A 13668-nucleotide genomic window follows, 5' to 3' on the forward strand; every position below is an offset into this window, starting at 1 on the left:
AGAATATGACAGTATATAACATCAACTTAGGCATCGGCTGGGCCAGCAGCGGTGTAGAATACGCCCAAGCTTATCGGGCCCAGCTTCTGCGCAGGATCCAGCAGCCGGCTAAGTTTATCTTTATGGATATGATTTTAGCGGATAATATCCAGCATCTGACGGAAAATATTGGTTTTCTGGATGAGGAAGTTATCTGGCTTTATAACTATTTTACTGATATCAAGATTGCACCGACGACGGTTACGCTGGACCAGGTGCTGGCTCAAGTCGCAGGTCAGCCGGAACGCTCGGAGAGAGAGGGCAAGATTGTCCGCTATTTCTATCCGCAGGATGATCAGTTTATCACTTGCTATCTGCGACATGAAGATCAGGACTTTGTGGAGCATGTGGAGTATGTCTCGCGGGGGAGATTGATTCGCAAGGATTATTTCTCCTATGTCCGCTATGCCAGTGAATATTTCGCGCCCCACAATGACGCCGCAACCCTCTACCAGCGCCGTTTCTACAACGAAGACGGCAGTGTGGCCTATGACATGCTGATAGAGGATGGTCAAGAAGAGCTCTATCGCTTTCCAGATCGGATTTTCTATTCCAAGGCTGAGCTGGTTCGCTATTTTCTCCAGTGTTTGCAGCTGCAGGCAGATGATGTAGTTATCTTGGATAGGGAGACTGGGATTGGTCAGGTTGTCTTTGAGGAGAGTCAGAAGGCTAAGCTGGGAGTAGTGGTCCATGCGGAGCATTTTAGTGAAAATGCCAGCAGTGACGACTACATTCTCTGGAACAATTTCTATGACTACCAGTTTACCAATGCTGACAAGGTGGACTTTTTCATCGTGGCAACAGAGGCTCAGAAAGCGATTCTAGAGCAGCAGTTTCAGCATTACTCGGACAAGCAGCCCAAGATTGTCACCATACCGGTGGGGAGTCTCGACCAGTTGACTTATCCCAAAGAGCCTCGCAAGCCTTTCTCTATGATTACGGCTTCGCGTCTCGCTACGGAAAAGCATATCGATTGGCTAGTGGCAGCGACTGTCCAAGCCCATGCCCAGCTGCCTGAGCTGACTCTGGATATTTACGGTAAGGGGGGCGAAGAGGAGAAATTGCGCCGCAGGATTGAGGAAGCAGGAGCTCAGGACTACATTCGGCTCAAAGGGCATGCAGATTTAAGTCAGATTTATGCAGGCTATGAGCTTTATCTGACGGCTTCAACCAGCGAAGGCTTTGGTTTGACTCTTATGGAAGCGGTTGGATCAGGTCTGCCCCTTATTGGCTTTGATGTCCGCTATGGCAATCAGACTTTTATCGATGATGGTAAAAATGGTTATCTGATACCGGTCAGTTCCAATCAGGTCGAGGACCAAATTATTGCTGCTTTTGTGGAGAAAATAGTAGCTCTCTTTAGCCAAGGACGCCAGCAGGAGATGAGCCAACACTCTTATCAAGTGGCCGAGAATTATTTGACCAGCCGGGTTGAAGCGGCTTGGTCCCAGCTTTTAAAGGAGGTCAGAGATGATTCAGCTCTTTGATTATTACAATCAGGAAACCCAGGATCTGCATGATTCCCTCCTTGCAGCTGGCTATGACTGTCCGACCATTGTCATTGAGGCCAATGGCTTTCTCCCGGACGATATGATTTCCCCCTATACTTATTTTTTAGGGGATGAAGAGGGAGTAGACCACCCGCTCTTTTTCAATCAAGTGCCAGTGCCACCTTTCTGGGAAATCACAGGCGACCATCAGGCGGCGCGTGTCAGTGACATGGGAGAAGAAAGGGCACGGATTCACTATGCAAGTCAGGCCAAGGGCCGGCTGGTCAAACAGGTAGATTGGCTGGATAAAAAAGGCCAGCTGCGACTGAGTGAGCGCTATAATAAGCAAGGCCGCTGCTTTGCCAAAACAGCCTATAAATCAGGCCAGGAGGCTTTCAACACAACCTACTACAGCACTGATGGTCAGGAGCGTATCGTGGAAAATCACGCCACCGGTGACATCATCCTGACCCTGGACCAAGAGCCCTTGCGGATTTTTAAAAGCCGAGTGGATTTTATCCGTTTCTTTTTAGAGCGGCTAGACTTTGACTTGGATCACATTCTCTTTAATTCGCTGGCTTATTCTTTCCTGGTTTCCCACAGCTTGACAGGTCGAGCTGGCCAGGATATTCTTTTTTGGCAGGAACCTCTGTATGACGAGCTTCCGGGCAATATGCAGCTGATTCTAGAAAATAGTCAGCTGCGGGCGCAGACCATTGTCATTCCAGACTTGGCGACTTATGAAAAGGCCATGAGTCTAGCTGCAGCTGACCAGCAGCATAAGTTCCTGCATCTGGGCTATCATTATGACTTCAAGCGGGACAACTACCTACGAAAAGATGCCTTAATCCTGACCCATTCGGATCAGATTGAAGGCTTAGAGACCTTGGTTCAGTCCCTGCCGCAGCTAGTCTTTCGCATTGCTGCCCTCACGGAAATGTCACCTAAACTCTTATCTATGCTGTCCTATAAGAATGTTGTCCTTTATCAAAATGCCAGTCTCAAGCAGATCGAGCAGCTCTACTTGGAATCGGACATTTATCTGGATATCAATCACGGCGGTCAGGTCCTGCAGGCAGTGCGCAAGGCTTTTGAGAACAATCTCTTGATTCTAGGTTTTGAGCAGACCCTGCATGACAGGCACTACATTGCCCAACAGCATATTTTCGACAGCAGCCAGCCAGCTCAACTGGCATCAACTTTGGAAGAAGCCTTATCTGGTGTTGAGCAGATGCGGTCAGCCTTGCAAGCTCAAGGCCGGCATGCCAATGATGTACCCGTCAGTCTTTATCAGGAGACTCTCCAACCTTTATTAGGAGGTCAGCATGGCTAAAAAAGATTTATTTCATAAGGATATTGAGGGACGGTTAGATGAGCTCAAGCATGGCAAGCCCAAGAAAGAAAAGGCTAGCTTGGGTGAAAATCTCAACAAGGCCTTTGTCATCGCTTTGGGCTTGATGATCTTGATTGGCTTGATTTTTACATTGATTGGAGCCTTGAGGAAATAAAATGCAAACAATATTGATTACACTTACCATTGTAGCAGCCTTTGTCTTGATTTTGCTGGTTAGTCTTCTTCCCAGAGAGAGCCAGCAATTTTACAGAGACATCAATACATCAATCGGCAAGTCAGGCTACTGGGAAACCCACCTCGCAAAGAAAATCCTAGTTCTTTTGGCAAGCCTTGCTGTGATTGTGCTCATGATTTTCTTTATGATTCAATCCATCTAGCATCTGTCTAGGAAGCTACTCAGACGACTGCTAAATAAGAATGACCCTCTATTGCAGACAATAGAGGGAATTTTTATAAGCAAATTTTGGATGTAAAGGTTTTAATTTCTGAAAGCACCTTGATATTTTTCTGAAAAGGAGTAAACTGGATATACAAGTGATGGAGGTTTGGTATGAAATTATACGTTCAGTTGATGATTATTTTTATGATTTCCCTCGTTGGAGAAGGAATTTCAAGTGTTTTCCACCTACCTGTTCCAGGCAGTATCATAGGTCTGGTTTTGCTGTTTTTAGCTCTGCAGTTCAAGATCTTGCGCCTACGCCATATCAGTATGGTTGGCAATTTTCTTTTGGCGAATATGACCATTCTTTTTCTGCCTCCAGCAGTTGGTATCATGGATAAATTTCAGGTCATTGCACCTTATCTGCTGCCGATTATTTTGATTGTTTTAGGAGCGATTGTGCTCAATGTCTGTGTGATTGCAGTTGTGGTGCAGCTGATTAAGACTCGTTTTGAAGGAGATTATGAGGAAGGAGACGCCAGCAATGTCTGATTTATGGAGCAACCCTCTCTTTGGCCTTGCCTTGTCTATCTTGGCCTATCTGTTCGGTCTATTGATTTTTCGGAGATTTCCTCATCCTTTGACAACACCGTTGCTGATTGCAGCAGTTTTGGTTATTGCATTTTTAAAATTAACCGGTATTTCCTACAAGGATTACTATGTCGGCGGCTCCTATTTAAACAACCTAATTGTGCCATCTACGGTTGCTTTGGGGATTCCGCTTTACAAGACTTTTCATTTGATGAAGCACCATGCACGCAGTATTTTGATTGGGACCTTTGCGGCGGTTGTAGTCAATACCAGCTTCACTGCTCTGCTGGCTAAATTTTTCGGCATGGATTTCTTTCTGGCTGTTTCTCTTTTTCCGAAATCTGTCACAACGGCCATGGCTGTCGGTATCACAGACAAGCTGCAAGGTCTTGCTACAGTGACCTTAGTGGTGGTGGTTGCGACGGGCATTCTGACCAGTGTATTAGGACCAACGCTTCTTAAGCTCTTAAAAATCACAGACCCGGTAGCTATTGGTCTTGCTTTAGGTGGAACCGGCCATGCGGTAGGAACGGGAACCGCCTTTAAATACGGCCAGGTCGCAGGAGCTATGGCAGGACTTGCGATTGGCGTGACCGGCCTCATGTACGTTCTGGTCAGCCCCATCGTGGCAGCGATTATTCTGAAGTAAAAATAAACAAGGTTGAAACGTTTTGTTTCAACCTTGTTTTGCTTATTGCAGATTTAGTTTGTTTTTTACAATGGCATAGATTGTAAAATAGAAACCGAAAATTTTGACGAGTTCAAAGACGATTCGGATAATAATGAAACCATCTAGCATCTGTTCAAAGTCCGAAGAGGAGTGACTATAATCATATAAACTAAGTAGTCCATATGAATCAAAAGAACTAGGCAAGAGGAGAGACAAGATTGCCAGAACAGTCCAAATCAAAAATCCGAAGAGCACAGCCATCATAATCCGATTCTTCTTGAAAAGCTGTCCGACTGAGATTGCTAGGTAAAAGAAGAGGATACCAGAAAGGATTTGAAGGAGATTAAGGAAGCCGTATTTGACAATCCATAGCCAGAAATTTTGTATTCCGTCTATAAATTTAAAAATCTCATTGAATGAAAAGCCTACAAGGGGAAGAGCAATGCCAAAGATGACTAAACCACTAATAAACATGGTCAGCATACACAAGAGGGTCCAAACAAATGCGGAAAGAAGCTTGGACAGAAGAATCTGATGCGGGGTGACCGGCAAGGTCCAAGTCAGATAGCCTTCTCTCCCAAAGACATTTTTATAAAATCGACGGATAATAATGATGGTATTGGATAGAAAGACTGCGCAAGATGCAGAAAACAGCAAGAGAAATAGTAGATAGAAAGTGATGATAACACCACTAATAGACAATGGATGTTCACTATAGCGATTCATTGCCTCAGGTCTTAGGATGCTGCCAGCTATGAATCCCATGAAGATAGATAGAGTGAGAAGAATGGCAAAGGTGATACAATACCATTTGTAATTAGACTTAAAGTCGTATTTAAACAGTTTTCCAAACATATAATGAAGCCCTCCTAATAAAAGCGAAACTGGCTGCGGAAGAGATTATCAATGGATTGATTGTACTGTTGACGCAGCTGATTAGCATTGTCATGCAAAAAGATCTGACCTTGGTTAATCAGGATTACTTCATCCAAGATTGGCTCGATATCTGCGATCAAGTGGGTGGAAATGATGACAGATGACTGAGGTGTGCGGTTTTGAATGATGGTCTGCAGGATATAGTCGCGAGCAGCCGGATCAACACCACCGATAGGCTCGTCTAGGATATACAGTTCCGCATGGCGGCTCATGACCAGAATGAGCTGCATTTTTTCCTTGTTACCTTTTGAAAGGCTTCCAATGCGCGCTTGAGGATCGATATGAAGATCCTTTAGAAGCTGCATGGCTTTGGCGCTGTCAAAATTATCATAAAAATCTTGGAAATATTTTACAGCTTCGATTACTTTAGAGCTGTCGCTTAGATAAGTCGTATCTGGCAGATAGGAAACGATTCTTTTGGTATCAGGAGAAGGTTTGACGCCCTTTAGATAGATATGGCCAGAGGTCGGCTGCAAGAGACCATTGATAAGCTTGATAATAGTTGTCTTGCCACTGCCATTAGGACCTAGAAGTCCGATGATTCTGCCGGGCTGGATGTTTAGGCTCACATCATACAGGGCGGGTGCGTCGCCATAATTTTTATGGACATGGTCAAGATAGACCAGAGGATACTGATTCATACATGTCTCCTTTATTTTCTTCAATTTACAATTATTATACCTTTTCCTTAGGAAAATGGCAAAGAAAGCCGGAAAGGGTGAATGGAATCTTTCTGTTCAGTCAAACTCCTATTTCCCTCATTCAGTGAATTGCGGTATAATAGTTATAAGAAGAAGCAAAGCATGTTCAAGGAGAAAAATGTGGTGATACAACTTGATACCAAGACTGTTTACAGTTTTATGGATAGCTTGATCCCGATAAAGAAATATGTGCAAAAAGCTAAGGAGTTAGGATACAGTCATCTGGGCATGATGGATGTGGACAATCTCTATGGAGCCTATCATTTCTTAGAGGAAGCCGAATCTGCGGGACTGCAGCCGCTTTTAGGCTTGGATCTGAGTCTGATCAAGGCAGAGAAGGAGCTTCATCTCCGTCTGCTGGCCTTAGACAGTCAGGGCTACCGCAATCTAATGAAAGTCTCGACTCTCAAGATGATGGGACAAAAAAACTGGGAGGATTTCCAGCATCTCTTTAAGGGATTGGCTGTGATTGTTCCTGCTTTTGACGGAGTAGCAGATCTGGATTTGGGGTTGGATTTTTATGTTGGTGTCTTTCCAGCAACGCCCAAGCAGGAGTTCGGTCGGCCAACCCTGCCCCTGCATACTGTCCGATATTTTGATAGGGGGGATTTGGAGACCTTGCAGATGCTCCGAGCTATTCGAGAAAATGCCAGCCTGCGGGAGATTGGCAGCCTTCCCAATCATGAGTTTTTGCTGGCACCAGATGCTCTGGCAGGAGCTTTTAAGGAAACTTTCCCAGAGAGTCTGTCTAATCTTGAGAAGCTAGTCCGTCATGTTCACTATGATATCAATAGGGAGCTGAAACTGCCCCGCTTTAATCGGGAGCGACCAGCCGTGGAAGAGTTGAGGGAGCGATCCGAAGCTGGCTTAAAAAAACGTGGTCTAACAGGTAAACTTTATCAGGAACGACTGGACCAGGAGCTGGCTGTCATTCATCAGATGGGCTTTGATGATTATTTTCTCATTGTCTGGGATTTGCTGCGCTTTGGTCGCAGTCAGGGCTACTATATGGGCATGGGCCGAGGATCTGCTGTCGGTAGTCTGGTGGCCTATGCTTTGGAGATTACTGGGATTGACCCAGTCAAGAATAACCTGCTCTTTGAGCGCTTTCTCAATCTAGAGCGCTATACCATGCCCGATATTGATATCGATATTCCTGATGTTTACCGGCCGGAGTTTATCCGCTATGTTCGCGACCGTTATGGCAGCATGCATGCGGCTCAGATTGTGACCTACTCGACCTTCGGAGCTAAGCAGGCCATTCGCGATGTTTTCAAGCGCTTCGGTCTGCCAGAGTATGAGCTGACCAATATCACAAAGAAAATCCGTTTTGGAGATAGTCTGACCTCTGCTTATGAGAAAAACATGGCCTTTCGTCAGATTATCAATAGTAAGCTGGAATATCAAAAAGCCTTTGATATTGCTAAAAAGATCGAAGGTCATCCCCGTCAGACTTCTATCCATGCAGCTGGCGTTGTGATGAGCGACAGTGACCTGACTGATCAGATACCGCTCAAATACGGCGAGGACATGTATATTACCCAATATGATGCCCACGGTGTGGAGAGCAACGGTCTGCTCAAGATGGACTTTCTGGGCTTGCGCAATCTGACCTTTGTCCAGCGGATGAAAGAAGCAACACTGAAAAAATATGAGGTAGATATTGAGATTGCAGACATTGACTTGGAGGATGCAGGCACTCTGAAACTCTTTGCGGCGGGCCAGACAAAGGGGATTTTCCAGTTTGAGCAGCCGGGCGCTATCAGCCTGCTCAAGCGGGTTCAGCCTGTTTGCTTCGAGGAAGTAGTGGCCACAACCTCTCTCAATCGTCCTGGAGCCAGTGATTATATTGACAATTTTGTCAAGAGAAAACATGGACTGGAGCAGGTGGAGTTGATTGATGACAGTTTGGCTGATATTTTAGCTCCGACTTATGGTATCATGCTCTACCAAGAGCAGGTTATGCAGGTAGCCCAGCGCTTTGGTGGCTTTAGTCTGGGGAAAGCCGATATTTTGCGGCGGGCAATGGGTAAGAAAAGTGCTGCTGAAATGCACCGCATGCAGGAGGACTTTGTCGCAGGTGCTCTCAAACTTGGTCACTCGGAAACCAAAGCCAAGGAAGTCTTTGCTATTATGGAGAAGTTTGCTGGCTATGGCTTTAACCGCAGCCACGCCTATGCATACTCAGCTCTGGCCTTTCAGCTGGCTTACTTCAAGGCTCACTATCCAGATGTTTTCTTTGATGTCATGCTCAATTATTCTAGCAGTGACTATATCACTGATGCTTTGAGTTTTGACTTTGAAACAGCGCCCCTCAGTATCAATAATATTCCCTACCATGATAAGTTTCAGGATAAGAAGATATTTTTAGGCATGAAAAATATCAAAGGCCTGCCTAGGGATTTGGCATACTGGATTATAGAAGAGCGACAAAATGCCACCTTTACTGGGGTGGAAGACTTTATTCTGCGCCTGCCTCAGAATTACCATAAGATTCCACTGCTGACTCCTCTGATCCAGCTGGGGCTCTTTGACAATTTTGAGAAAAATCGCCAAAAAATTCTAGCCAACCTGCCTAATCTATTTGTATTTTCGGATGAGTTGGGCAGTCTCTTTGCGGATACGACCTATTCTTGGACAGAGGCTCAGGATTTCAGCGATGCTGAAAAGTTTGAGCTGGAACAGAGCATTATCGGTGTGGGGCTTAGCGATCACCCCTTGGTTAAACTGGCCAAAGAAGCGGACCAGCCCTTTAGCTGGATTAGTGATTTGACGGAAAATAGCAGAGCTAGGATTCTGGCTGAAGTCCAGTCTATTAAGACTATCCGGACCAAAAAGGGCGAGAATATGGCTTTCTTGCAGGTTTCAGATACGAAGAAAAAACTGGATGTTACCCTTTTTCCTGATACCTATCGTCAGTTGGCCGAACGTATTAAGGAGAAGGGGATTTACTACTTGACCGGCAAGGTGCAGGAACGGGATGGACGCTTACAGTTGGTCTTGTCAGATATCGAAGAAACCACTACAGAACGCTTCTGGATAAAGCTTGCGGGCCATGAACATGATCGGGAAATATCTCAGATTTTGCAGAAATACCCCGGTAATATTCCGGTTGTCCTGCGTTATGAAGATGAGAAGCGAACCATGTATGCACCGCATTTTCGAGTGGAGAAATCGGAGCAGCTACAAGAGGAATTGAAGAATTATACTATGAAAACGATTTTTCGTTAAAAAATATGGAAAATAAGAGAATTTTCATGATGATTGTGGTATAATCTATAAGAATGTTAAAAAGAAAAAGGAGCAAAAAGCGAAATGAAACGTATTGCTGTTTTGACTAGTGGTGGTGATGCCCCTGGTATGAATGCTGCCATCCGTGCGGTTGTTCGTAAAGCCATTTCCGAAGGAATGGAAGTTTACGGTATTTATGATGGTTACGCTGGAATGGTAGCTGGCGAGATTTACCCACTTGATGCGACATCAGTTGGTGACATTATTTCTCGCGGTGGAACTTTCCTTCACTCTGCTCGTTATCCTGAGTTTGCCCAAGTTGAAGGGCAGCTGAAAGGGATTGAGCAGCTTAAAAAACATGGAATCGAAGGTGTCGTTGTTATCGGTGGTGATGGGTCTTACCACGGTGCGATGCGCTTGACAGAGCATGGCTTCCCAGCTGTCGGTGTTCCAGGAACCATTGACAATGATATCGTCGGAACAGACTTCACTATCGGTTTTGATACTGCTGTTACTACAGCTATGGATGCGATTGACAAGATTCGGGATACCTCATCCAGTCACCGCCGTACTTTCGTTATTGAAGTAATGGGACGTAATGCTGGTGATATTGCTCTCTGGGCAGGTATTGCATCTGGTGCGGACGAAATCATCGTTCCTGAAGAAGGTTTCAAGATCGAAGAAGTTGTTGAAAGCATTAAGAATGGCTATGCCAAGGGTAAGAAGCACAACATCATCGTCTTGGCTGAGGGTGTCATGTCAGCGGATGAATTTGCTGAAAAGCTGAAAGAAGCTGGAGATATGAGCGATTTGCGTGTTACAGAGCTCGGACATATCCAGCGTGGAGGATCACCTACTGCGCGTGACCGTGTTCTTGCATCTCGTATGGGAGCACATGCTGTTAAGCTGCTTAAAGAAGGTATCGGCGGAGTTGCTGTTGGAATCCGCAATGAGCAGATGGTTGAAAGCCCAATTCTGGGAACTGCTGAAGAAGGAGCACTCTTTAGCTTGACTGCTGAAGGCAAAATTGTCGTTAACAATCCGCACAAGGCTGATCTGGACTTGGCTGATTTGAATCGCAGCATCAATATTTAATCATTATTTGTTATTCAGGCCAAAAGGCCAAATAGAAGAAGGAGTTTCATACAATCATGAATAAACGTGTAAAAATCGTTGCAACATTAGGTCCTGCGGTAGAAATCCGCGGTGGTAAAAAATTCGGTGATGACGGATATTGGGGAGAAAAGCTGGATGTTGAAGCATCAGCTCAAAACATTGCTAAGCTGATTGAAGCTGGCGCAAACACATTCCGTTTCAACTTCTCACACGGTGACCATGCTGAGCAAGGAGAGCGCATGGCAACTGTTAAGCGTGCAGAAGAAATTGCTGGTCAAAAAGTTGGTTTCCTTCTTGATACAAAAGGACCAGAAATTCGTACAGAATTGTTTGAAGGCGATGCAAAAGAGTATTCATACAAGACTGGTGAAAAAATCCGTGTTGCTACTAAGCAAGGTATCAAATCTACTCGTGAAGTAATTGCTTTGAACGTTGCTGGCGGATTGGACATCTACGATGATGTTGAAGTTGGCCGTCAAGTATTGGTTGACGATGGTAAACTTGGTCTTCGTGTTATCGCAAAAGACGATGCTACTCGTGAATTTGAAGTAGAAGTTGAAAATGACGGCATCATTGCTAAGCAAAAAGGTGTGAACATCCCTAACACTAAAATTCCTTTCCCAGCACTTGCTGAGCGTGATAATGACGATATCCGCTTTGGTCTTGAGCAAGGAATCAACTTCATCGCGATTTCATTTGTACGTACTGCAAAAGACGTCAACGAGGTTCGTGCAATCTGTGAAGAAACTGGTAATGGCCATGTTCAATTGTTCGCAAAAATCGAAAACCAACAAGGTATCGATAACTTGGACGAAATCATTGAAGCTGCTGACGGTATCATGATTGCCCGTGGTGACATGGGCATCGAAGTACCATTCGAAATGGTTCCAGTTTACCAAAAGATGATCATCACGAAGGTAAATGCAGCTGGTAAAGTAGTTATCACAGCAACTAACATGCTTGAAACCATGACAGAAAAACCACGTGCAACTCGTTCAGAAGTATCAGACGTATTTAATGCTGTTATCGACGGAACTGACGCAACTATGCTTTCAGGCGAGTCTGCAAATGGTAAATACCCACTTGAGTCAGTTACAACAATGGCTACTATCGATAAGAATGCTCAAACCCTTCTTAACGAATATGGCCGTTTGACAACTGATAACTTTGAGCGTAACTCTAAGACTGAAGTTATGGCTTCAGCAGTTAAAGATGCTACAAACTCAATGGATATCAAGTTGGTAGTTACCCTTACTAAGACTGGTCACACAGCTCGCTTGATTTCTAAATACCGTCCAAATGCTGATATCTTGGCTATCACTTTTGACGAATTGACTCAACGCGGTCTTATGCTGAACTGGGGTGTGATTCCGGTGACTACAAACACTCCATCTAACACAGATGATATGTTTGACATCGCTGAAAAGATTGCGGTTGAGCAAGGCTTGGTTGAATCTGGTGATGATATCGTTATCGTTGCTGGTGTGCCGCTTGGTGAAGCAGTTCGTACCAACACAATGCGCATCCGTACAGTACGTTAATTTAAGATAATAAGAAGAACCGTTGATTGAAAAATCATCGGTTTTTTCTCTTGTCGAAGTGATGACCATTATCTTGTGTGGGAAGAAGGACACATCAGCGTTTTGATTTTTGAAATAAGATTGTCTCTTTGTCTATTTTATCTAAAAATGATATAATGGTATAAAAGAGATGGGAGAGACGAATGTTAAAGAGAGATTTATTAAGAAATATCATTATTTTTTCAGTACTGGCAGCTATTATTATAGGGCTGAGAGTTTTTATTTATACGCCTTATCGAGTGACTGAGCAAGACAGTAATGCTTATTTGGCAAAGAATGACTTGGTCTTGGCGACAAGAAAGCAAGACATCAAGCGTGGAGATTTTGTTCTCTATGAAGTGGACGGCAAAGACTATATCGGCCGGGTCATTGCCCAGGAAAAAGATCAGGTAACCTATATGGATGACCTCCTTTACCTGAACGGTCAGGTCATGTCGGAAGAATATATTGAGAAAATGCGCGAGAAATATTTGGCTTCAGCAGGAAGTTCTGGTTACTACACTCATGATTTCTCTATTATTGATTTAAAAAACTCAAAGTCTGATAAAATTACTAAAGATTCTTATCTGATTCTTAATGACCGACGTGAAAATACCAAGGACAGCCGAGAATTTGGGCTCATCAAAGCCAGTCAAATCAAGGGAGTGGTGGAGTTCCGGCTCTCACCGCTGAGTGAATTTGGTTTTATTAAGAATAAGTAAATTGAAGTCTATTTTCAACCAAGGCAAGCCTTGGTTTTTTTCTTTGAGAATCAACTTTAAAGTTACAAGTAAACATAAAGATACTTGTCCTGATGTGGTATACTAATATCAAAAGACCGCAAAAAAGGAGAATGCTCTTGAAGTCAAGAAAGAAGAAATTATTATTTTTTGCTATACTGGCTCTAAGTTTTTTGACAGCATGCAGCAGTATAGTAAATAGAGATGGTGAAAAAATATGGATGTCAGATACTGAAATTTCGGAGCTTCGTAAGAAAGAGGAAAAGATTGCACTTTATATCATTAATCATTATGAAGATGTTCAAAAAATTGAATTTGATGAATTTTCCAAGGGAAATTTATGGAAAGGGGATTCCGTTAGTCTCATAGTAAATGACACCAGTTATATCCCACATGTTTCTTTGGACTCAAAAGATGAAAACTATAATATAAATAATAACTCTCACACTGATTCGACAGAATTGACTTTTCGTCTGAAAAAGAAAGAGAAGGTCACAAATTTTAAAGATACGGGTGAGACGGATGTTATTTACTCTGGAGAAAATGCTTGGCTGACGACAGAGGAAAAAGTAAAGGTACGCAATCAGGAAGAGGGTCTGGCTTTATTTTTACTGAATCACTATGAAAATGTTGAAAAAATTGAATTTACAAAGATTTCAAGAAAGCCTTTTGGACAGGCAAGATATGCTGCTTTACTTGTTAATGATAAGATAAAGATTTATACCGACCTAGATGATAGCTATGACAACTATTATTTGTCTGACAATCCTGAAAAAGACGGCCTGAAAGCTAAAGAGAAACCAACAAATTTGCAAAGTCTAGATAGTATTACTGTTATTTATTATACAGGGAAATGAAGGAT

Annotated in this window: 13 protein-coding genes; 11 read left to right on the forward strand and 2 right to left on the reverse strand. The window is 43.7% G+C overall.

Features of this window, described 5'->3' with window-relative positions; all coding sequences use genetic code 11:
- Nucleotides 1-5: 5 nt before the first annotated feature.
- The 6 genes from gtfA (at nt 6) to FKX92_RS11275 (ending at nt 4502) form a co-directional block, all read left to right on the forward strand.
- Complete coding sequence (gtfA, locus tag FKX92_RS11250; protein ID WP_149566344.1) at nt 6-1526, forward strand: accessory Sec system glycosyltransferase GtfA; 1521 nt, start codon at nt 6-8, stop codon at nt 1524-1526.
- On the forward strand, nt 1510-2862 hold the full coding sequence (gtfB, locus tag FKX92_RS11255; RefSeq protein WP_149566345.1) for an accessory Sec system glycosylation chaperone GtfB: 1353 nt from the start codon (nt 1510-1512) through the stop codon (nt 2860-2862). Before gtfA ends, gtfB begins: the two co-directional genes overlap by 17 nt.
- Nucleotides 2855-3037 (forward strand): accessory Sec system protein Asp4, encoded by a 183-nt coding sequence (gene asp4, locus FKX92_RS11260; RefSeq protein WP_002897858.1) that lies wholly within the window; start codon nt 2855-2857, stop codon nt 3035-3037. Before gtfB ends, asp4 begins: the two co-directional genes overlap by 8 nt.
- Nucleotide 3038: 1 nt before the next feature.
- Nucleotides 3039-3260: an accessory Sec system protein Asp5 gene (gene asp5 / locus FKX92_RS11265; RefSeq protein WP_149566346.1), complete on the forward strand. Its 222-nt coding sequence runs from the start codon at nt 3039-3041 to the stop codon at nt 3258-3260.
- Nucleotides 3261-3433: 173 nt separating this feature from the next.
- On the forward strand, nt 3434-3814 hold the full coding sequence (locus FKX92_RS11270; protein WP_023916062.1) for a CidA/LrgA family protein: 381 nt from the start codon (nt 3434-3436) through the stop codon (nt 3812-3814).
- Nucleotides 3807-4502: an LrgB family protein gene (locus FKX92_RS11275; protein ID WP_002897855.1), complete on the forward strand. Its 696-nt coding sequence runs from the start codon at nt 3807-3809 to the stop codon at nt 4500-4502. The genes FKX92_RS11270 and FKX92_RS11275 overlap by 8 nt, the downstream gene beginning before the upstream one ends.
- A gap of 42 nt (nt 4503-4544) precedes the next feature.
- On the opposite strand, the gene FKX92_RS11280 is transcribed toward FKX92_RS11275, so the two are convergent.
- Together FKX92_RS11280 and FKX92_RS11285 are read right to left on the reverse strand one after the other, a co-directional pair.
- Nucleotides 4545-5378, reverse strand: coding sequence for a lantibiotic ABC transporter permease (locus tag FKX92_RS11280; RefSeq protein ID WP_149566347.1), 834 nt, complete (start codon nt 5376-5378; stop codon nt 4545-4547).
- Nucleotides 5379-5392: 14 nt separating this feature from the next.
- Nucleotides 5393-6100 (reverse strand): ABC transporter ATP-binding protein, encoded by a 708-nt coding sequence (locus FKX92_RS11285; RefSeq protein ID WP_049543055.1) that lies wholly within the window; start codon nt 6098-6100, stop codon nt 5393-5395.
- 180 nt (nt 6101-6280) lie between these two features.
- Here FKX92_RS11285 and FKX92_RS11290 point away from each other — a divergent pair, with 180 nt between their 5' ends.
- The 5 genes from FKX92_RS11290 (at nt 6281) to FKX92_RS11310 (ending at nt 13663) form a co-directional block, all read left to right on the forward strand.
- Nucleotides 6281-9391: a DNA polymerase III subunit alpha gene (locus FKX92_RS11290; protein WP_316250859.1), complete on the forward strand. Its 3111-nt coding sequence runs from the start codon at nt 6281-6283 to the stop codon at nt 9389-9391.
- Nucleotides 9392-9475: 84 nt separating this feature from the next.
- A complete protein-coding gene (gene pfkA / locus FKX92_RS11295) occupies nt 9476-10486 on the forward strand; it encodes a 6-phosphofructokinase (protein ID WP_002895919.1) in 1011 nt (336 codons plus the stop codon).
- A gap of 56 nt (nt 10487-10542) precedes the next feature.
- Nucleotides 10543-12048, forward strand: a complete 1506-nt coding sequence (gene pyk, locus FKX92_RS11300) for a pyruvate kinase (protein WP_002919310.1) — start codon at nt 10543-10545, stop codon at nt 12046-12048.
- 182 nt (nt 12049-12230) lie between these two features.
- Complete coding sequence (gene lepB, locus FKX92_RS11305) at nt 12231-12788, forward strand: signal peptidase I (protein ID WP_149566349.1); 558 nt, start codon at nt 12231-12233, stop codon at nt 12786-12788.
- A 137-nt stretch (nt 12789-12925) separates the two neighbouring features.
- Nucleotides 12926-13663 carry a hydrolase gene (locus FKX92_RS11310; RefSeq protein ID WP_187759436.1) on the forward strand — a complete coding sequence of 246 codons (738 nt, stop codon included), beginning with the start codon at nt 12926-12928 and terminating at the stop codon, nt 13661-13663.
- Nucleotides 13664-13668 lie beyond the last annotated feature (5 nt).

This window comes from Streptococcus sanguinis (assembly GCF_008329445.1).
In the GTDB taxonomy this organism is placed as follows: domain Bacteria; phylum Bacillota; class Bacilli; order Lactobacillales; family Streptococcaceae; genus Streptococcus; species Streptococcus sanguinis_O.

Excerpts from the sequence above, each read along its gene's own strand:
- FKX92_RS11275 (WP_002897855.1), top strand. The coding sequence starts at position 3,807 with ATGTCTGATTTATGGAGCAACCCTCTCTTTGGCCTTGCCTTGTCTATC.
- pyk (WP_002919310.1), top strand. The coding sequence starts at position 10,543 with ATGAATAAACGTGTAAAAATCGTTGCAACATTAGGTCCTGCGGTAGAA.
- FKX92_RS11270 (WP_023916062.1), top strand. The coding sequence starts at position 3,434 with ATGAAATTATACGTTCAGTTGATGATTATTTTTATGATTTCCCTCGTT.
- FKX92_RS11280 (WP_149566347.1), bottom strand. The coding sequence starts at position 5,378 with ATGTTTGGAAAACTGTTTAAATACGACTTTAAGTCTAATTACAAATGG.
- gtfA (WP_149566344.1), top strand. The coding sequence starts at position 6 with ATGACAGTATATAACATCAACTTAGGCATCGGCTGGGCCAGCAGCGGT.
- asp4 (WP_002897858.1), top strand. The coding sequence starts at position 2,855 with ATGGCTAAAAAAGATTTATTTCATAAGGATATTGAGGGACGGTTAGAT.
- pfkA (WP_002895919.1), top strand. The coding sequence starts at position 9,476 with ATGAAACGTATTGCTGTTTTGACTAGTGGTGGTGATGCCCCTGGTATG.
- gtfB (WP_149566345.1), top strand. The coding sequence starts at position 1,510 with ATGATTCAGCTCTTTGATTATTACAATCAGGAAACCCAGGATCTGCAT.
- lepB (WP_149566349.1), top strand. The coding sequence starts at position 12,231 with ATGTTAAAGAGAGATTTATTAAGAAATATCATTATTTTTTCAGTACTG.
- FKX92_RS11285 (WP_049543055.1), bottom strand. The coding sequence starts at position 6,100 with ATGAATCAGTATCCTCTGGTCTATCTTGACCATGTCCATAAAAATTAT.
- asp5 (WP_149566346.1), top strand. The coding sequence starts at position 3,039 with ATGCAAACAATATTGATTACACTTACCATTGTAGCAGCCTTTGTCTTG.